Source organism: Bacillus pumilus, from assembly GCF_009937765.1.
Classification (GTDB): domain Bacteria; phylum Bacillota; class Bacilli; order Bacillales; family Bacillaceae; genus Bacillus; species Bacillus pumilus_O.
In genome coordinates this window covers 2,346,303-2,364,966 of the sequence record NZ_CP047089.1, presented here as the reverse complement: position 1 = coordinate 2,364,966, position 18,664 = coordinate 2,346,303, and the positions used below count along the sequence as shown (strand labels likewise).

The 18,664-nt window shown below is 41.2% G+C and carries 18 protein-coding genes, 1 other RNA gene and 1 riboswitch; of the genes, 16 read left to right on the top strand and 3 right to left on the bottom strand.

The features are described 5' to 3' along the window. The first annotated feature begins 21 nt into the window (after positions 1 to 21). Together GPS65_RS11670 and GPS65_RS11665 are read left to right on the top strand one after the other, a co-directional pair. A complete protein-coding gene (locus GPS65_RS11670; RefSeq protein WP_012010344.1) occupies positions 22 to 393 on the top strand; it encodes a YppE family protein in 372 nt (123 codons plus the stop codon). Positions 394 to 499: 106 nt separating this feature from the next. Next, positions 500 to 952: a YppG family protein gene (locus GPS65_RS11665; protein ID WP_012010343.1), complete on the top strand. Its 453-nt coding sequence runs from the start codon at positions 500 to 502 to the stop codon at positions 950 to 952. A gap of 20 nt (positions 953 to 972) precedes the next feature. Here GPS65_RS11665 and GPS65_RS11660 read toward each other — a convergent pair whose 3' ends face one another. After that, positions 973 to 1,392 carry an Hsp20/alpha crystallin family protein gene (locus GPS65_RS11660; RefSeq protein WP_012010342.1) on the bottom strand — a complete coding sequence of 140 codons (420 nt, stop codon included), beginning with the start codon at positions 1,390 to 1,392 and terminating at the stop codon, positions 973 to 975. A 168-nt stretch (positions 1,393 to 1,560) separates the two neighbouring features. Here GPS65_RS11660 and GPS65_RS11655 point away from each other — a divergent pair, with 168 nt between their 5' ends. Then, entirely contained in the window at positions 1,561 to 2,067 is a 507-nt protein-coding gene (locus tag GPS65_RS11655) for a PTS sugar transporter subunit IIA (protein ID WP_012010341.1), read from the top strand. Between the two features lie 47 nt (positions 2,068 to 2,114). Here GPS65_RS11655 and GPS65_RS11650 read toward each other — a convergent pair whose 3' ends face one another. Next, on the bottom strand, positions 2,115 to 3,233 hold the full coding sequence (locus GPS65_RS11650; RefSeq protein WP_238389159.1) for an NADH-dependent flavin oxidoreductase: 1,119 nt from the start codon (positions 3,231 to 3,233) through the stop codon (positions 2,115 to 2,117). A 160-nt stretch (positions 3,234 to 3,393) separates the two neighbouring features. On the opposite strand from GPS65_RS11650, the gene GPS65_RS11645 reads away from it, so the two are divergent. The 13 genes from GPS65_RS11645 to pbuX all read left to right on the top strand — a co-directional run bounded on the left by GPS65_RS11645 (position 3,394) and on the right by pbuX (position 17,637). Beyond that, positions 3,394 to 5,640: a DEAD/DEAH box helicase gene (locus GPS65_RS11645; RefSeq protein WP_119125037.1), complete on the top strand. Its 2,247-nt coding sequence runs from the start codon at positions 3,394 to 3,396 to the stop codon at positions 5,638 to 5,640. A 23-nt stretch (positions 5,641 to 5,663) separates the two neighbouring features. Continuing rightward, complete coding sequence (locus GPS65_RS11640; protein ID WP_119125036.1) at positions 5,664 to 6,911, top strand: ribonuclease H-like domain-containing protein; 1,248 nt, start codon at positions 5,664 to 5,666, stop codon at positions 6,909 to 6,911. A gap of 315 nt (positions 6,912 to 7,226) precedes the next feature. Beyond that, positions 7,227 to 7,463: a spore coat protein CotD gene (cotD, locus tag GPS65_RS11635; RefSeq protein ID WP_080984739.1), complete on the top strand. Its 237-nt coding sequence runs from the start codon at positions 7,227 to 7,229 to the stop codon at positions 7,461 to 7,463. Positions 7,464 to 7,512: 49 nt separating this feature from the next. Further along, a complete protein-coding gene (locus GPS65_RS11630; protein WP_222434062.1) occupies positions 7,513 to 8,073 on the top strand; it encodes an SLOG family protein in 561 nt (186 codons plus the stop codon). Positions 8,074 to 8,130: 57 nt separating this feature from the next. Beyond that, complete coding sequence (gene gpsB, locus GPS65_RS11625; RefSeq protein WP_012010336.1) at positions 8,131 to 8,436, top strand: cell division regulator GpsB; 306 nt, start codon at positions 8,131 to 8,133, stop codon at positions 8,434 to 8,436. A gap of 60 nt (positions 8,437 to 8,496) precedes the next feature. Then, positions 8,497 to 8,880: RNase P RNA component class B (gene rnpB / locus GPS65_RS11620), an RNA gene on the top strand. Positions 8,881 to 8,990: 110 nt separating this feature from the next. Continuing rightward, entirely contained in the window at positions 8,991 to 10,145 is a 1,155-nt protein-coding gene (locus GPS65_RS11615; protein ID WP_012010335.1) for a THUMP domain-containing class I SAM-dependent RNA methyltransferase, read from the top strand. 115 nt (positions 10,146 to 10,260) lie between these two features. Continuing rightward, positions 10,261 to 11,411, top strand: a protein-coding gene (locus tag GPS65_RS11610; RefSeq protein ID WP_119124387.1) for an IS3 family transposase whose coding sequence is annotated in 2 segments (ribosomal slippage) — positions 10,261 to 10,534 and positions 10,534 to 11,411 — 1,152 coding nt in all. Because the reading frame shifts where the segments join, the coding sequence is not laid out codon by codon here. A gap of 129 nt (positions 11,412 to 11,540) precedes the next feature. Next, positions 11,541 to 11,738, top strand: a complete 198-nt coding sequence (locus tag GPS65_RS11605; RefSeq protein ID WP_041815644.1) for a hypothetical protein — start codon at positions 11,541 to 11,543, stop codon at positions 11,736 to 11,738. Between the two features lie 74 nt (positions 11,739 to 11,812). Beyond that, positions 11,813 to 13,750 (top strand): ATP-dependent DNA helicase, encoded by a 1,938-nt coding sequence (locus tag GPS65_RS11600; protein ID WP_119125035.1) that lies wholly within the window; start codon positions 11,813 to 11,815, stop codon positions 13,748 to 13,750. Between the two features lie 127 nt (positions 13,751 to 13,877). Next, entirely contained in the window at positions 13,878 to 15,383 is a 1,506-nt protein-coding gene (locus tag GPS65_RS11595; RefSeq protein ID WP_012010331.1) for a carboxypeptidase M32, read from the top strand. A 136-nt stretch (positions 15,384 to 15,519) separates the two neighbouring features. Beyond that, positions 15,520 to 15,619: riboswitch (purine riboswitch) on the top strand. A gap of 117 nt (positions 15,620 to 15,736) precedes the next feature. Then, positions 15,737 to 16,321 (top strand): xanthine phosphoribosyltransferase, encoded by a 585-nt coding sequence (gene xpt / locus GPS65_RS11590; protein WP_012010330.1) that lies wholly within the window; start codon positions 15,737 to 15,739, stop codon positions 16,319 to 16,321. Then, positions 16,318 to 17,637 carry a xanthine permease PbuX gene (gene pbuX / locus GPS65_RS11585; protein ID WP_012010329.1) on the top strand — a complete coding sequence of 440 codons (1,320 nt, stop codon included), beginning with the start codon at positions 16,318 to 16,320 and terminating at the stop codon, positions 17,635 to 17,637. The genes xpt and pbuX overlap by 4 nt, the downstream gene beginning before the upstream one ends. Before the next feature lie 191 nt (positions 17,638 to 17,828). Here the strand turns inward: pbuX and GPS65_RS11580 are convergent, their stop codons facing one another. Further along, positions 17,829 to 18,632, bottom strand: a complete 804-nt coding sequence (locus GPS65_RS11580) for a polysaccharide deacetylase family protein (protein ID WP_012010328.1) — start codon at positions 18,630 to 18,632, stop codon at positions 17,829 to 17,831. Positions 18,633 to 18,664 lie beyond the last annotated feature (32 nt).

Below are 18,664 nucleotides of genomic sequence, written 5' to 3'. Positions count from 1 at the left end.
TGGTTCATAGAGGTGAACACTTTGGATAATCAAACATTACTTGAACATACACAAAACTTGAGAATATGGATCGAAGAGGCGTATGAGCAGTACCAAAAGGGAAAGGCTGAAGAGGAATACCCTGTTTATGATTTTCACACAGACATTCAGCCAGCCGTTGAGACATTTGATCAGAAAATGAAAGAGTGGCTCACTGCTGCGATCTCGTTTATTCATCTGGCGAAACCTAGATATTTACACGAAGAACAGCTTGAAGCCGTCAAAGAAAATGGGAAAGAAGTTGTCCTGCAATCTTATTTTGGCAAACAGCATGCACCCCGTGTGAAAAATTTAGTTGAGTCAGTGATTTACACTCTGAACCTTTTAATAGAAGAAATTAACAAGCGCAGCTGAAGATATGGCTGCGTTTTTCTTATTGCTGCTTTAGGCACATCTTCTGTTTCTCATCATAATATATGAGTGACAAGACTATGCGCTGAGAGCGAGAGGAGCGAGATATATGATCCCTTATTCAAACCAGCAGCCTTATGAATTCAATCCATTCAATCAAGGGCCTTTTCCGTATCCAGAAATGCAGCAACAGCCTCCGCAGCCTCCAGAATATTTCATGCCGCCGCATCAAGGTGCCATGAGCCAGGCATCACCTGCTGTCTATCAGCCGCCTTATGGATACCAAGAAAATGTGCCGCCTTTTCAGCCGCCCGAAGCGATCAATCAGCCCCAGATGCAGCCATCAGGCATGATGCCCATGCAGCAGCCTATGAACCCTTATCCTTTGCCAAGACCGCAAAAACAGCAATCATCTCAATTTAAAAGTGTACTATCGCAATTCAAAAAAACGAATGGACAATTCGATTTTAACAAAATGTTTGATACAGCTGGGCAAATGATGAGTACAATGAATCAAGTAGGCTCATTAGCGAAAGGATTTACGAGCATTTTTAAAGCATAGTGAAAACCCAATAGAAGGATCTATTGGGCTCTTTGCTTTGGTGCCGTCACACGAAGCGTTTGATCTTTCCACACGCTTTTCATGTTCGTCTCATCTATTTTTGCCGGCATTAAAATGGTTTTTGTAAAGCTCGAATACGAGGAAGCTGTATCCGTTTTGATTGTTTCTTGCACGGATAAGTGTAAATATTGGGCTTTTACTTCTAGTGCGATATCGCCTTCGACAAAATGGTCGGGAAATTGGATTGCGATATACACAAACTGCTCATCCTCTGTCACATCGGTCGTAATCGATGCAAGAGAATGCGATGTGGTCATGAGCGCCTCCGCACTATTTAATATCTCATGAAACGGGGAGGATGCGAAAAATTGTTCAATCGCTTCATAGAGAATATCTTCATTAGCCAGCAATTCATGTTTCTTTTCGCCTTCATGTTTCATTTGGAATCACCTCTTATCTACAGCCTATGCAGAAAGGACTCAGGCGGTTATCAATTGATGAGAGGAAAAAATTATGATTAAATAGTGTTGAATGAAGCAAGGTGTATGAGCGCAGCGTTTCATACACGGAATAGATCTAGAAGCAAAGCTTGAAGGGAGCAATTGACATTGCTGAAAAAATTATTCGGTTTCGGGAAAAACCAAGATGATGTAAAGGAAGAAATCATTTATTCTCCAGCTGATGGAGAGTTAATGGATATGACGGATGTACCAGACCCTGTTTTTTCTCAAAAGATGATGGGAGACGGCGTAGCAGTCAAACCAAATAGTGGCACAATTGTGTCACCAGTAGAGGGTGAAATCATTCAGCTCTTCCATACAAAACATGCAATTGGCATTCGAACACTCTCAGGGCTTGAGCTTCTGATTCATATCGGACTTGAAACAGTGGGATTAAATGGTGAAGGATTTGAAGCGCACATCAAAGAGGGAGATAAAGTGAAGATCGGTGACCCTCTCATTACGTGTGATTTAGAACTGATTGAAGAGAAAGCGGCAAGCACAGTGACGCCGATTGTCATTATGAATGGTGACTTGATCGAGCAACTCGATAAAGAACCAAAGGGAACTGTTGAAAAACAGACATCTAAGCTTTTTACCGTTAAGTTAAAATAATAGAAAAAAAACTACCCAAATGTATGAGGGTAGTTTTTTTGATGACATTAATCTTCCATCGGAACCCAGCCTTTACTCGCTTCCATAACAGACCACAATCCTTCTGGAATCAAATACTGACCTTTTTGGCTTCGTTTAATGACAGTTTCAATCTCGCTTTCTCTGCCTTCTTTAATCTTCTTTGCCCAATCTGGGTCGACGATCAGTTCACGTGCGACAGCGATAAGCGGAATTCCTTGGTTATAGGCACTTAGTGCATCTTCGGCTGTAATGACGCTGCCTACACCGATGAGCGGAAGAGTATCGCCACAGCGATCTTTGAGCAGCTCCATACGCGTCTTATCCGTATCTGCACCGCGTCTTGCTTTAGAGTCAATCTCCATTAAAGAGATATGCAAATAATCAAGGTTTTTCGTTTTAAGAACATCGACTAAGGTAAACGTCTCTGTCATCGTTAAACCAGGCGTTTCTGGTTCTTCAGGGGATAATCGATATCCAAAGATAAACGGTTTTGTCGCATGCTTTTCGATTGCTTCTTTTACTGCATCCACAACAGCGATAGGGAAAGCTAGACGCTTTTCTTCATTTCCTCCCCACTGATCTGTCCGCTGATTGCTATGCGGGGAGTAAAATTGCTGTAATAGATAACCGTTTGCACCGTGGATTTCCACACCGTCAAATCCTGCTTCGACCGCTCGTCTTGTCGCTTCTTTAAAAGAGGCAATAATATGGACAATTTCCTCTTCTTTTAAAGCACGTGCCATCTGTTTTCCATCTTTAAACACGTCACTTGGCGCAACTACATCACCATTTGGAACTAGGTGAGGGAGAGCCTGAGAGCCGCCGTGATGAATTTGAATGATGGCTTTTGTTCCCTTTGCCTGAATCGCAGAAGCTAGTTTTTTCAGGCCAGGTATATCTTCATCTCTTGCGATAGAAGGCTGTCCTTCAAATGCCTTACCATCTGGAGTCACGTTCGCACATGCTGTGATCACCATGCCCATATCACTAGATCTAGCTGTAATGAAATCAATTTCCTCTTTAGAAATAGTGCCATCCTCGTGAGAACCGAAGTGTGTCATTGGCGCAACAACTAACCGGCCATCAATCGATGCACCTCCTGGAAACGTAAATGGTTCAAATAAAGGCTTAAATTCGTTTTTCACTCTCATCATCTTCTTCCTTGATAAAATCATTTCACTATAGAAGTGTAATAGATACTGTTACAACACTTCAAAGTATTTGCTCATAAGCTGCGAATCAAAAAATTGCCGCCTAGTCATGCAAACAAATATTCGGTACACTATGTAAGAGAGGTGATGCGATATGAAAAAGAAAACAATGAACGAACTCATAGAAGAATTAAAAAAAGACGAACAGGTAGAACATTGGCATGAAATTGAAGCGAAGCCTGCACAGACTTCTCCGTTGCCTGAAAGAGTGAACGAAAAGCTGAAAAAGGCGCTTGAGAAACGAGGCGTGAGTGAACTCTACATTCATCAAAAGGAAGCCTTTGAACGTGTGATGGACGCGGAGCATGTCGTAACTGTCACACCAACAGCTTCAGGTAAAACACTTTGCTACAACCTGCCAGTCCTTCAGTCGATCGTCGAAGATCAGACAAGTCGCTCCCTTTATTTATTCCCAACAAAAGCGCTCGCACAAGACCAAAAGAGTGAACTTAACGAGATCATCCACGAGATGGATGTTCCGATTCATAGTGAAACATATGACGGGGATACCTCTCCTGCCATTCGGCAGCGAGTCAGACATGCAGGACACATTGTTATCACAAACCCAGATATGCTACATTCAGCCATTTTGCCTCATCATACAAAATGGGTCAGCTTGTTTGAGAATTTGAAGTATATTGTCATAGATGAGCTACATACATATCGAGGCGTATTTGGTAGTCATGTGGCGAATGTGATTCGCAGGTTAAAACGAATTTGTGCATTTTATGGAAGTGATCCAATTTTCATTTGTACGTCCGCAACAATTGCGAATCCAAAAGAGCTTGCGCAGCAGCTAACGGGAAGCAAGATGCATTTGATTGAGCGGAACGGGGCACCTAGCGGTAAAAAGAATTTTGTGTTTTACAATCCGCCAGTTGTGAATAAACCACTAAATATTAGACAAAGTGCCGCCACTGTCGTTAATCAACTCGCTAAAACTTTTTTAAAGGAAAAAATCCAAACGATTGTTTTTGCTAGAAGCAGAGTAAGAGTTGAAGTGATTTTAAGTCATATTCAAGAGCTAGTGAAAAAAGAGATCGGTCCAAAATCAATTCGTGGATATCGCGGAGGCTATTTACCAAAAGAGCGGCGCGTGATTGAAAAAGGATTGAGAGAAGGAGACATTCTAGGTGTCGTCAGTACGAACGCACTTGAATTAGGTGTGGATATAGGTCAGCTCAAGGTCTGTATCATGACCGGGTATCCTGGCAGTGTAGCGAGTACATGGCAGCAGGCAGGCCGTGCTGGAAGACGTCATGAGGAAGCACTCATTATTATGGTGGCAAGTTCCTCACCCCTTGACCAATATATTGTCAGACACCCTGAATATTTCTTTAATAGACCGCCTGAAGCTGCCAGAATTAACCCAGAAAACCTCATTATTTTAGTGGATCATTTAAAATGTGCATCCTACGAGCTTCCGTTTCGGGAGGATGAACAGTTTGGCGACATGGACGTAGAAGAGATTTTGCAATACTTACATGAGGAAGGCGTTCTCCATTTTAGCGGGAATCGGTATTATTGGTCAGATCAGTCATTCCCGGCACATGGCATCAGCCTCCGGTCTGCAAGTCAGGAAAATGTCGTGATTGTGGATCAATCAGATGTGGCGAATGTTCGGATTATTGGAGAGATGGACCGTTTCAGTGCGATGACGCTGCTCCATGAGGAGGCCATTTATTTACACGAAGGGGTTCAGTATCAAGTGGAAAAGCTAGATTACGAGCATCTGAAGGCTTATGTGAAACAAGTAGATGTAGAATACTATACAGATGCGAATTTAGCTGTTCAACTTAAGGTACTTGAAATCGATCAGACGACAGAGAAAGAAGCTGTATCTGTTCACTTCGGTGATGTGACCGTCAACGCAATGCCTACAATATTTAAAAAAATCCGTCTGAGTACTGGTGAAAATATCGGGTCTGGACCGATTCACTTACCAGAAGAAGAAATTCATACGAGTGCGGCTTGGTTTGAATTACACGAGGCAGAGCGGAGATTTGAAGAGAAGACACTTGAACAGCTCCTGCTAGGCATCGCAAATGTTCTTCAGCACATTGTACCTGCTTTTGTCATGTGTGACCGTTCTGATATTCATGTGGTTTCACAAATTAAAGCGGCACATACCGGAAAACCGACGGTCTTTTTATATGACCATTACCCTGGCGGAATCGGTTTAAGTAAGGAAGTACAAGCTCGTTTCGATGAAATAGCAGGCGCAGCCATTCAGCTCATTGAGCGGTGCCGCTGTGAAAATGGCTGTCCATCCTGCATTGGCATGGAAATGAAAGAGGTCAACGGAAAAAGCAGCATTGTTGAATTGATGTCCGTATTTTAAGAGAAAGGAGGGGACATCTGCTCATGTCTTTAAAAGGGAAATTAAACAGAATGAAAAAGCATCTATCGCACAATCAGCCACACGAAAACCGGCAGAAAACATCAGAAGGACAACCTCAGCCTGTGACTTCAGAAAATATCCCATTTTTAAAAGAATGGGAAGCATTAGGTGTGTCGCCTTATCATTTTGAGGATTCCTTTTGTCTGATTCGGGAAGTCACCTATTCATTAGATGATCAGCATGGGCGCTATTCGTTTGCGGAGCTGCCGAAAGTCATTGAGCAATGGAACGAAAGCGACATCCAGCATTCGCTATCGGCTAAAGGGTACAAGCCGCACGAACTGTTTTTCTTCGATACTGAAACAACAGGATTATCTGGCGGTACGGGAAATATGATCTTCTTGCTTGGACACGCACGTGTTTTTTCTGACAAAGTGGTGGTGAAACAGCACCTGCTCACCAATCCAGGAAATGAAGTGGCTCTTTACAAAAGCTTTCTAGATGAAGTAAATGTTGAATCGCTAGTTACATATAATGGTAAATCATTTGACTGGCCGCAAGTGAAAACGAGACATACACTTTTAAGAGATCAAATTCCAGCACTTCCCGAATTCGGCCATTTTGATCTTTTGCACGGATCTAGACGATTGTGGAAGCATAAATATGAACGGATGGCGCTATCTGTTGTGGAAAAGGAAGAGCTGCACGTGCAGCGTGAAAACGACACGCCGGGGTTTTTGGCACCGATGATTTATTTTCATTTTTTAAAGGAACAAAACCCGAAGCTGATTGAAGGAATCTTGACTCATAATGAATTAGACGTCTTATCGTTAATCAGTCTCTACATTCATCTATCCAAAAAAATACTATCTGTGGATGCAGTAAAGGAACACAATGAGAAGTATGCGCTCGCTAGGTGGCATCTTGCTCATCGGGATGTACAGGAAGCAACAAAGCATTTGCAGGAATTAACGAATGCTGATTTTGAGCATGCGAATCAGGCGTCTTATGATCTTTCAATGCAATATAAACGACAAAACAAGTGGGATCAAGCGGTTCAAATATGGGGGGGATTATTTGCATCAAGCGATGTCCATTTAGCATTAAAAGCGGGTATAGAGCTTGCGAAGTATAAAGAACATCGTGAAAAAGATACAAGATCAGCTCTTTCTATCACTGAATCGTTATTATCATTCTCCTCGTTAAGTCAGCGGGAAACTGAAGAACTTGAAAAGCGAAAAAAACGGCTTTTGAGGAAAGCTGGGCAATAAACATTATTGCCCGGGAAAGCGCAAAACATGACAACGTTCGGCTCTCGGCCGAAAATAAAAATTGTTTAGCACTTTTATTGTAGAAAAGTCACGAATCCTGTAAAATAACGTTAGATATTGAATGAGGAGCGTAGAGCATGTATAAGGGTCTTTTCTACTTGTTTTTTCTTGTTGTCATTTTGGTCGCTTTTGTGTTTTCAAACTATAAGGATGTTTTCCTTGCAAACTTTTAAAATAGGTTAATGCATTAGTACATGTACACCTCTTAATTCATACATTGTTAATGTAAGAAAATTAAGGAGAGGGGAATGCTACATGTACCATCATCATCATTGTCAGCCGAATGTTACACAGCCAATTGTTCATCCGACGAATCATTGCTGTACACACAGTGATTCCACAACAATTGTGCCGCATATCCATCCGCAACATGTGACAAATGTTCACCATCAAAATTTCAAACATGTTCACTACTTCCCGCATACGTTTTCTCAGGTGGACCCGGCAACACATCAACACTTTAACTGCGGTGGACCTTGCTGTAACAGATAAAGTGGAATGGGACTTTTATAAGTCCCTTTTTTTAAAAGCAGGTGAAAAAATGAAAATTATTGCTGTCACAGGGTACAAGCCATTTGAGCTTGGAATATTCAAACAAGACGAGCCTGCACTTCAATACATAAAAGCGGAGCTTCAAAAAAGGCTGACGGCTTTGATTGAAGATGGACTGGAGTGGGTTCTCATATCAGGCCAGCTTGGGGCAGAAATATGGACAGCCGAAGTGGTATTTGAGCTTCAAGAGGAGTATCCAGCGTTAAAACTTGCTGTCATTACGCCATTTTATGACCAGGAAGAGCGCTGGAATGAACAAAACAAAGAGTTGTATGAAGGAATTCTTGCACAGGCCGATTTTGTAGAAAGTGTCACGCATAGACCGTATGAAAGTCCGGCACAATTTAAACAAAAGAACCGTTTTTTTATTGAAAAAACAGATGGACTCCTCGCTCTGTATGATCCGGAGCATGATGGCTCGCCAAAGTACATGATCAAAGAAGCGGAAAACTATACCGATTACCCCATTATGTACATCACAATGGATGATTTGAGAGCGCAAGTTGAGGCGGAAGATCCGTTTTTTGATGAAAAGCAAGAGAAAATTTGACAACGTCACGTATTTCTGAAAAAATATACTATGAATTCACGATATGAGGTGAAAAAGATGCTTGCTGATAAAGTAAAGCTTTCTGCGAAAGAAATTTTAGAAAAAGAATTTAAAACAGGTGTCAGAGGATACAAACAAGAAGAAGTCGATAAATTTTTAGATATGGTCATTAAAGACTATGAGACATTCAACCAAGAAATCGAAAAGCTTCAACAAGAAAACCTCCATTTGTCTAAACAGCTTGAAGAAGCCGTTGAGCAAGGGAAAAGACAGCCTGCACAGTCTAATACAACAAACTTTGATATTTTAAAAAGACTATCTAACCTTGAGAAACACGTTTTCGGAAGCAAACTTTATGATTGAGCCTTGTTGAAAAAGCTTGTGCGTCATGTCATTGTCGTTTATAATAACGCTTGTTGATTAACGTTCGGGTAATCGCTGCAATGCATTTAGACATTGCAGAGGAAAGTCCATGCTCGCACGGTGCTGAGATGCCCGTAGTGTTCGTGCCTGGCGAAAAGATAAGCCAGGGCAGCCTGGGAAAGGCTGACGGCAGGAAAAATGCCTACGTCCTTTTAGGATATGGCAAAGTATCCTTGAAAGTGCCACAGTGACGAAGTCTCACTAGAAATGGTGAGAGTGGAACGCGGTAAACCCCTCGAGCGAGAAACCCAAACTTGGTAGGGGAACTTTCTCAAAGGAACCAAACGGAGAGAAGGACAGAGTATTCTGTAGATAGATGATTACCACCTGAGTACGAGGCATTTGCCGTTTGCAGTACAATGGAACAAAACATGGCTTACAGAACGTTATATCCGTTATTATAAACATGATGAAAACAAAGCTCTCCTATTTCAACATATGGAGAGCTTTTATCTTGGAATACATAAAAGGACGAGAAAACAGGTGATAAATCAATGAAAACCTATACACTTATCGCAACGGCTCCAATGGGGATTGAAGCGATTGTTGCAAAAGAAGTAAGAGACCTTGGCTACGACTGCACAGTAGACAACGGAAAAGTAATTTTTGAAGGGGACGCTCTTGCGATTTGCCGTGCGAACCTTTGGCTGCGTACAGCAGACCGAATAAAGGTACAAGTCGCTGAATTTTCGGCAAAAACATTCGATGAGCTGTTTGAACGCACAAAGGCGATTGACTGGGCTGCATTTTTACCAAAAAACAGCACGTTCCCAGTCATCGGTAAATCTGTGAAATCACAGCTTGCCAGTGTGCCGGATTGCCAGCGTATCGTCAAAAAGGCGATCGCGCAAAAGCTTATATCCTCTTACAACATACAGTCTGAATGGCTTGAAGAAACAGGACCTGAGTATAAAATTGAGGTTGCCCTTTTAAAAGATAAAGCTGTCCTCACGCTTGATACATCTGGTGTAGGTCTTCATAAACGGGGGTACCGCATGGATCAAGGCGGAGCACCTATTAAAGAAACCCTTGCGGCTGCACTCGTGCTATTAACGAACTGGACACCTGACCGTCCGTTTGTTGATCCCTTCTGCGGATCAGGAACAATCGCTATTGAAGCGGCCATGATTGGACAAAACATCGCCCCAGGGTTTAACCGAGATTTTGCTTCAGAGTCATGGGAATGGATTGGTGAAGACGTATGGAACAAAGCGCGTCACGAAGTGGAAGAAAAAGCAAACTATGATCAGCCGCTCCACATTATTGCAAGTGATATCGACCACCGGATGATAGACATTGCCAAAATGAATGCGGAAGAAGCAGGACTCAGCGAATTGATTGAGTTTAAACAAATGCAAGTGAAAGACTTTCAAACAAAAGTAGATTACGGTGTGATTGTCGGAAATCCGCCTTATGGAGAACGACTCAGTGACAAACCAGCTGTTGAAAAAATGTATCAAGGAATGGGCGAAGCATTTAAAAGCCTAGACACATGGTCCATTTATATCTTAACGTCACACGAAAAGTTCGAAGAGTGCTTTGGTAGAAAAGCAACGAAAAAGAGAAAACTGTTTAATGGTTTTATTAAAACAGACTATTACCAATACTGGGGAAAACGCCCACCTAGAAAACAGACAACTGAATCATAAAAAATGGCCACACCTACAGAGGAACTGACCCCATAAGATGAGACAAATAAAAAACACCTTCAAGTTTGAAAAAGGATCGTTGTGATCCGAAATAAAACATGGAGGTGTTTTTTCTATGGGGACAAGAGTGAGTTATCCGGTTGAAGTCAAACAGAAGGCTGTGGAAATGAGGTTGGCAGGCGTACCTATGAAAGAGATCATGCAGAAATTGAATATCAAGAATAAGACGCAGGTTCAGACATGGGTGAGATGGCATAAAGCTGGGGATACACACAGGTTCGAACAACCTGTTGGAAAACAATATACCTATGGAAAGGGTCCCGAGTACTCTTCTGAATTAGAGAGACTACAGGCAGAAAATCGCTATTTGAGTCAACAGAATGAAGTTTTAAAAAAGTACAACGAATTGGAAAGGAAGTTGATAAGGAAACGTCAATCAAACTGGTAGAAGAATTGTGCAAAACGATGACGGTACAGGACATCTGTGTCCATTTAGGTATCTTACGTACTTCGTATTATAGATGGAAAAAGGATTTGACTCAGACTCATTCTAAAAGACAACTAGAGAAACAGGTCGGCACGTTGTGCCGAAAGCACAAATATCGATATGGTTATCGGAAAATCACAGCCATACTAAAAATGAGAATGCGTATTAACCATAAAACTGTTCAACGTATCATGCAGAAAAACCAGTGGCAATGCCGGGTTAAAATGAAAAAGCGTAAGAAGAATGGGCAGCCTTATGCCGTAGCCGGTAATATACTGGATCGGAATTTTCAGTCTGATCGCCCTCTTGAAAAATTAGTAACGGACATCACGTATTTGCCTTATGGACAGAAACAATTGTACCTTTCCAGTATATTGGATTTATATAATGGAGAAGTGATTGCTTTTACGATTGGTGATAAGCAGGACACAGACTTTATCTTAAACACACTTAATCAGCTCCCAGCACTGCCTGAGAATTGCGTGTTACATAGCGATCAAGGTTCTGTGTATACATCTTACGAGTATCAAAAAGCTGTTCATATAAAAGGCATTACCATGAGCATGTCCCGTAAAGGGACGCCCGCTGATAATGCCTCCATCGAATCGTTTCATTCCTCACTAAAGTCTGAAACGTTCTATCTTAACAGGATTGATCGTACTACGACCACCATCGTAGAACGCACTGTCAAAGAATACATTTATTATTATAACAACATTCGTATTCAAACGAAACTAAACAACCAATCACCGATAAACTATCGGCAATTGGCTGTATAAAGGTGTTTTGATTCCTGTCTCAAAAACGGGGGTCAGTCCCAGAAGGTGTGGCTTTTTTTACCCGAGAAAGGTATAAACCTTCACGGGACGGAATAAACTGAACTTGATTTTAAAAAAAGAGGTGTCTCTATGATTCAATATGATCAATTTCAGTTAATCCAAAAAGCACTCGATTCGACTGCTCAAGAAATGAAAGGGCAAGAAGGTGGACAATCTGCTCAGCTAACTGCAGCCATCGAAGATTTAGCGCTTGCTCAGGCTTACATAGAGCGATCTGAGCATGCATTTTTAATGAAAGAAACGTATCAACATCGTTTGCGGTCATAAAAAATATTGTCATTCCCCAGCATAAATGTTACTATAGAATGTCTGAATGATTCAAAAGTTGGGGGTTGAAGCAGGTGACAGCATCTCGTTTGCCTTTTTCATTATCAAAAGAACATAATTTTTACGAAGAACTGGGCAACTGGATTGGTGATGTGTTCTATGACATTTTGCCAGAAAAGGGCTTTGATCTTCGAGATGAACAAATATTTATGGCTTTTCAACTAGAAAGAGCCTTTAAAGAAAAAAGTGTGATGTTTGCCGAAGCTGGGGTAGGCACAGGCAAAACCATCGTTTATCTATTATTTGCGGTCACATATGCAAGGTATACAGGGAAACCAGCGATTATTGCTTGTGCAGACGAAACGTTAATTGAACAGCTAGTGAAACAAGAGGGTGATATCTATAAAATTGCCAATCACCTTGATATTCAAATAGATGCGAGATTAAGTAAATCGCATGACCAATATTTATGCTTAAAGAAATTAGAGAAAACCATGCAGCGTGAAGATGATGAGAAGTGGCTCGATATTTATGAATCGCTTCCTTCGTTTGTTCATGAATCACATGGGATGCAGAACTTTTATCCGTATGGTGATCGGAAGGAGTACCCAGAGCTATCCAATGATGAATGGTCACGTATTGGCTATGACTCGTTTCAGGACTGTTTGACGTGTGATATGCGTCATCGCTGTGGTTTGAATTTATCAAGAGATCATTACCGGAAAGCAACAGACCTCATCATCTGTTCTCATGATTTTTATATGGAGCATGTGTGGACAAAGGAATCCCGCAAACGCGAAGGTCAGCTTCCGCTGCTTCCAGAACATAGTTCAGTTGTATTTGATGAAGGCCACCTTCTTGAATTTGCCGCGCAAAAAGCACTGACATACCGAGTGAAGCAATCCATGCTCGAAACCTTTTTAGAGCGCCTGCTTCATAACGATATACGTGAGGAGTTTGCCGAACTCGTTGAAGATGCACTTTCTACAAACGATGAGTTCTTCTATCTCTTAAAAACACATGCCAAAGAAATCAAGGGCTCACATCGACTTGAAATTGGACGTGTGGATGAGGTGAAGCGTTCTGCAAGTGAATTGTGTGATTTACTTGAAAAAATCGGAGAAGCACTCGTATTTGAATCAGAGATGTATACAATTGATCAATACGAATTGTCTGTTGTAGAAGAGTACATTGAACAAATGGCGTATTCTCTGTCACTTTATCAAAAAAATGCGATTAGCTGGCTTGAAAAACAAGAATTAGATACAACATTTGTTGTGATGCCAAAGACTGTCGCAGAGGTGCTTGGTGAAAAGGTATTCTCGCAAAAAAGACCATACATTTTCTCTTCTGCTACATTGTCTGAAAATCAATCCTTTGATTATTTAGCTGAAAGTCTTGGGATTAAAGATTACTTATCAATGAGTGTCGCTTCGCCGTATGATTACGATGAACAAATGAAGATTTATTTCCACGGGATTCAGCAGCTTCAAGAGCAAGAAGCAAAAGGACAGCAAGTGATCACTCAGCTGAAAGATAATGGGGGACGGTCTCTCATTTTGTTCCCTTCATTTGATGAACTTCATTTCTTTAGAAAGCAGCTTGAGGCATCGAATGAATCACTGCCTTTCGACGTGTACTTTGAGGGAGACGAAGAAATCAGTACAATTGTTCAAAAGTTCCAAGCAGATGAGACATCTGTGTTATGCTCTGTTCACCTTTGGGAAGGGCTGGATATTCCAGGACAATCATTAACAAATGTGGTCATCTGGGGACTTCCATACCCGCCTCATGATCCCGTATTTGAGGCGAAACGGAATGAAGCAAAGGATGCTCGTGCTGAAGTCGACCTTCCGTATATGCTACTGCGCTTGCGACAAGGTATTGGAAGACTGATTCGGACAAGCCAAGATGCAGGAACCATCCATATTTACTTTGACCATAAGGAAAATGCAGAGCTTCAAAGTAAAATTGAATCCGTTCTGCCAGTGAAGCCAATCATTACATCCTAAATCATATATAACGAGAAAAGAGAGGAGGATACCATCTGCGTATCCTCCTTTTTCATTGACAAAAGAACATTCCTTGAAGTAGCCTTGAAACGTACATACATATTTTATCGATTGGGGGAACAAACGTATGAGTCTTGAAGCACAAGAGAAAGCGTTTTATCAATTACTAGGAAAAATCGCCCACTATACGGAGGCGCTCCATTTACTTTACTGGGACTCTAGAACACAGGCGCCTAAAAAAAGCGCCGATTTCAGAGCTGAAACGATCGGACAATTATCAAGTGATATTTTTAATATGAAGACTTCTGATGAAATGAGAGATCTTCTTGACGCATTAAATAAACACCGAGATGAGCTGTCAAAAGATACACAAAAGGCGCTCGAATTATCACAAAAAGAGTATGATGAAAACAGCAAAATTCCGAAAGAAGAATTTAAAGAATACTCGATTTTACAATCAAAAGCAGAGCATGTCTGGGTAGAAGCAAGGGAGAAATCAGACTTTTCCCTCTTTGCACCATACTTAAAACAGCTCATTGATTTTAACAAGCGTTTTATTCAATATTGGGGCGTGAAAAAAACACCATATGATGTGCTGCTCAATAACTATGAGCCAGATATGACGGTTGAACAGCTCGATCAAAAGTTTGGTGCACTTCGTGATGCCATTGTTCCTCTCGTGAAAAAAATCGAAGCCTCTCCTCATAAACCGGATACTTCATTTTTATCGAAAAGTTTTCCGATCGACAAACAAAAGGAACTGAGTCTTTTCTTCTTAAAAGAATTAGGGTATGACTTTGATGCAGGACGTCTGGATACAACAGTACATCCATTTGCTGTGACATTGAGCAGAGGGGATGTTCGTGTGACGACCCGTTATGATGAGCATGATTTTCGGATGGCGATTTTTGGCACGATTCATGAGTGTGGTCATGCCATCTATGAGCAAAACATTGATGAGGCGCTGAGTGGAACGTTATTATGTGACGGCACATCAATGGGGATCCATGAATCACAGTCTCTTTTCTTTGAGAATTTTATTGGCAGACATGAAGACTTCTGGAAAACGTATTATCAAAAGCTTCAAGAAGCGTCTCCTGAGCAGTTCAAAGATGTCTCTTTAGAAGAATTTGTGCATGCAGTGAATGAATCGAAGCCAACTTATATTCGAATTGAAGCAGATGAGCTTACATACCCGCTTCACATTATCATCCGCTATGAAATTGAAAAAGCGATATTCAATGAAGAAGTGGCGGTCGAAGACCTGCCTGCACTGTGGAATGAAAAATATAAAGCATATCTTGGCATTACGCCTCCTAATGATGCACTTGGCATCTTGCAGGATGTTCACTGGTCTGATGGTAGCTTTGGATATTTCCCTTCATATGCCCTTGGTTATATGTATGCGGCGCAACTAAAGAACCAAATGATCAAAGATTTACCGAATTTTGATGAGTTGATTCAAAATGGGTCTTTTGCACCGATAAAAGAATGGCTCACAACTCATGTTCACCAGCATGGAAAACGCAAAAAGCCTTCTGAAATCATTCAAGATGCGACTGGTGAGGAATTAAATGTACAATATTTAATCGATTATTTAACTGATAAATATACGAAACTGTATTTGTCTTAAATAAATGGCACCCTTTCCTCAAAAGGGTGCTTTTTTGATGCTTGAATATTCTAAAAACGAACGTTTTGATCTTATTTATTATTTAAGTTCGGTATTTTTCTAGAAAAGTGCTTTCCAAGCGTCTGAAATCTTGTTATAATTTGAACACTATAACACTCATATAATCGCGTGATGATGGCACGCAAGTTTCTACCGGACACCGATACTGTCCGACTATGAGTGAGCAAATGAAACAGCTCTTGTTTGAGTTGAAGATCCGTGGATCGTTTTCGCATTGCTTGCTCCTCATGGACAGCAATGCTTTTTTTATGCGAAAAATGAAAATGTTTGCCAATATGCTGGGAGGAAGAATGATGGAATTGTTACGTCAAAAAATTGAGAACGAAGGAATCGTTCTGTCAAATCAAGTGTTAAAGGTAGATGCCTTTTTAAATCATCAAATTGATCCTGTCTTAATGCATGAAATCGGGCAAGAGTTTGCTAAATTATTCAAGCATGATGGCATTACAAAAATTATCACAATCGAGTCTTCAGGTATTGCACCTGCTGTGATGGCTGGACTAGCTCTTCAAGTACCCGTTGTTTTTGCTCGAAAACGTCAATCACTAACACTAACAGAAAACCTATTAACAGCGAGTGTGTACTCTTTTACAAAAAAAGTAGAAAGTACGATCGCTGTCTCAAATACGCATCTCGGTGAAAAAGATTGTGTATTAATCATCGATGACTTCTTGGCGAACGGTGAAGCCGCTAAAGGACTTGCCGCAATAGCAAAGCAGGCGAAAGCAAAAGTAGCGGGATTTGGTATTGTCATTGAAAAGTCATTCCAGCCAGGAAGAGATGCGCTTGTTCAAATGGGCTACCGCGTCGAATCCCTTGCACGTATTGAATCACTTGAGGAAGGGAAAGTCACGTTTGTACGAGAGGTACAATCATGAGTGCTGCTAAAAAAGCGAAAACACTCTCGCTAGGGATTCAGCATGTGCTGGCGATGTATGCTGGAGCCGTTCTTGTACCACTCATTGTGGGAGATGCACTTGGCCTCACACCTGCACAGCTGACTTACTTAATTTCGGCAGATATTTTTATGTGCGGGGCTGCCACGCTTCTTCAACTATGGAAAAACCGTTTCTTTGGTATCGGTTTGCCAGTTGTATTAGGATGTACGTTTACTGCAGTTTCTCCTATGATTGCGATTGGTTCTAAATACGGGATTTCGTCTATCTATGGAAGTATTATCGCTTCGGGGTGTATCATCATTCTGCTTTCCTTTTTCTTTGGGAAGCTTGTGAAATTTTTCCCACCTGTCGTGACAGGGTCTGTCGTCACCATTATTGGGATAACCCTTATTCCAGTAGCGATGAATAATATGGCAGGAGGAGAAGGAAGTGCTGATTATGGTTCTTTTGAAAATCTAGGCCTCGCTTTCCTTGTGCTGTTTATCATTGTGCTGCTCTATCGATTCACAACTGGCTTTATGAAGGCGATCGCCATATTAATCGGTATTCTCCTTGGGACAGCCGTTGCTGCATTTATGGGGAAAGTGGAAACAGCTGAGGTGGCGAATGCGCAAGTTTTTCGCATGATTGAACCATTTTATTTTGGCATGCCTACCTTTGAATTTGCACCGATTATGACGATGACGTTAGTTGCGATTGTGTCATTAGTCGAATCAACAGGTGTTTATTTCGCATTAGGTGATTTAACAAACCGCTCATTAAATGAGAAAGACTTAGCGAAAGGCTATCGCGCAGAAGGGATTGCTGTGTTATTAGGTGGTATCTTTAATGCTTTTCCTTACACAGCCTACTCGCAAAACGTTGGGTTGATCCAGTTGACAGGGGTCAAGAAAAATCAAGTCATCGTTGTGACAGGCGCATTGCTCATGTTATTTGGACTTTTTCCTAAAATTGCTGCATTTACGACGATTATTCCAAAGTCAGTTCTTGGCGGCGCAATGGTAGCCATGTTTGGGATGGTCATTGCCTACGGTATTAAAATGCTCTCGCGTGTGGATTTTGCCAAACAGGAAAACCTACTTATTGTTGCATGCTCAGTGGGGATCGGCTTAGGTGTCACCGTTGTGCCGCAAATGTTTGACCATCTGCCAGAATCAATCAAATTATTAACAAGTAATGGCATCGTGGCCGGCAGCTTTACCGCTATTTTGCTTCATATTATTTATCACATGATTCCTTTTAAAAAAGAAGGCGGGCAGGATCTGATGGAAGAGCCTAAGCAATCTGTTATGTAAACCCCTCTTGGAGAAGGGGTTCAGATTATGGACAAAGAGCTAAAATGACCTTTTATTTTAGCTCTTTGTCTTCTTTTTAGCTTGATAAAAAACTTTTGAAGCCCTAGGATCCTAGGAAAGAGCGTGTGAGGATTTGTCTACAAGCTGAAAGCCCGCATCTTTTGGATACGGGCTTTTTGTGATTAGCACTATTAATGTTGTACCGGCGGCATTGATTCGTTAATGACGGCAAATGTATAGCCCCTTGCTTTTAGCTGGATAATTAGGCTATCTAAATAGTTTGTGGTAGAGGGTTGATCATGCATTAAAATAACTTTTGGTTCCCATGGTTTATTTTTCTCAAACATTTGCAATTGATTCAATACCTCTGGAACATATTGTGAGTTTTTATATCTCCAGTCAAGGCTATCAATCGTCCAGTCCCAGTAAATAAAGCCACTTTGGTTTAAACGTACTTTTTGATGATATGTTAAATTTGGAACACTGCCATAGGGGGTTCTCACAAGACGGCTGTAGACGCCTGTAACAGAGGCAAGAATACGCTGAGCTTCTCTCATTTCATTTGCGGGAGACTCGCTGTTCTGATAAAAGAGGTTTAGATCATGCGTCATGCCATGAAGACCTAATTGATGTCCTTCTTGATAAAGTCTTTTCACAGTTGATTGGTGTGCTTGGATTTGCGGTCCAAGCATAAAGAACGTCGCCTTCACGTGATGTGCTTTTAATACATTTAACAGCTGATTTGATGTAGCAGAGGGACCATCATCAAATGTTAAAAAGACCGTTTTATTCGTTGCCTGTTGGTTTGGATTGGTCTTAAAATGTGTATCCAATGTTCTTGTAGACTGATCTTTTGCTTGCCCATTTGTCGCCTGTAAATGGGGTTTAGACATATCCCAGATAAAAAAGAGAAACAGTGTAAGAAGCACTAAACCAATTACCTTTGAGAGAAGTATCGTGTTGTAGGGTGTCTTTTTTTGGGAAACCTTTTTCATGACAATCACTCCAGTCAATTAAATTTTGAGCC

What these genes read in the sequence shown, in the direction of transcription:
- GPS65_RS11595 (WP_012010331.1), top strand. Translation starts at nt 13,878, where the DNA reads ATGAGTCTTGAAGCACAAGAGAAAGCGTTTTATCAATTACTAGGAAAA.
- GPS65_RS11665 (WP_012010343.1), top strand. Translation starts at nt 500, where the DNA reads ATGATCCCTTATTCAAACCAGCAGCCTTATGAATTCAATCCATTCAAT.
- GPS65_RS11660 (WP_012010342.1), bottom strand. Translation starts at nt 1,392, where the DNA reads ATGAAACATGAAGGCGAAAAGAAACATGAATTGCTGGCTAATGAAGAT.
- GPS65_RS11630 (WP_222434062.1), top strand. Translation starts at nt 7,513, where the DNA reads ATGAAAATTATTGCTGTCACAGGGTACAAGCCATTTGAGCTTGGAATA.
- GPS65_RS11605 (WP_041815644.1), top strand. Translation starts at nt 11,541, where the DNA reads ATGATTCAATATGATCAATTTCAGTTAATCCAAAAAGCACTCGATTCG.
- GPS65_RS11580 (WP_012010328.1), bottom strand. Translation starts at nt 18,632, where the DNA reads ATGAAAAAGGTTTCCCAAAAAAAGACACCCTACAACACGATACTTCTC.
- GPS65_RS11640 (WP_119125036.1), top strand. Translation starts at nt 5,664, where the DNA reads ATGTCTTTAAAAGGGAAATTAAACAGAATGAAAAAGCATCTATCGCAC.
- pbuX (WP_012010329.1), top strand. Translation starts at nt 16,318, where the DNA reads ATGAGTGCTGCTAAAAAAGCGAAAACACTCTCGCTAGGGATTCAGCAT.
- GPS65_RS11645 (WP_119125037.1), top strand. Translation starts at nt 3,394, where the DNA reads ATGAAAAAGAAAACAATGAACGAACTCATAGAAGAATTAAAAAAAGAC.
- GPS65_RS11615 (WP_012010335.1), top strand. Translation starts at nt 8,991, where the DNA reads ATGAAAACCTATACACTTATCGCAACGGCTCCAATGGGGATTGAAGCG.
- xpt (WP_012010330.1), top strand. Translation starts at nt 15,737, where the DNA reads ATGGAATTGTTACGTCAAAAAATTGAGAACGAAGGAATCGTTCTGTCA.
- gpsB (WP_012010336.1), top strand. Translation starts at nt 8,131, where the DNA reads ATGCTTGCTGATAAAGTAAAGCTTTCTGCGAAAGAAATTTTAGAAAAA.
- cotD (WP_080984739.1), top strand. Translation starts at nt 7,227, where the DNA reads ATGTACCATCATCATCATTGTCAGCCGAATGTTACACAGCCAATTGTT.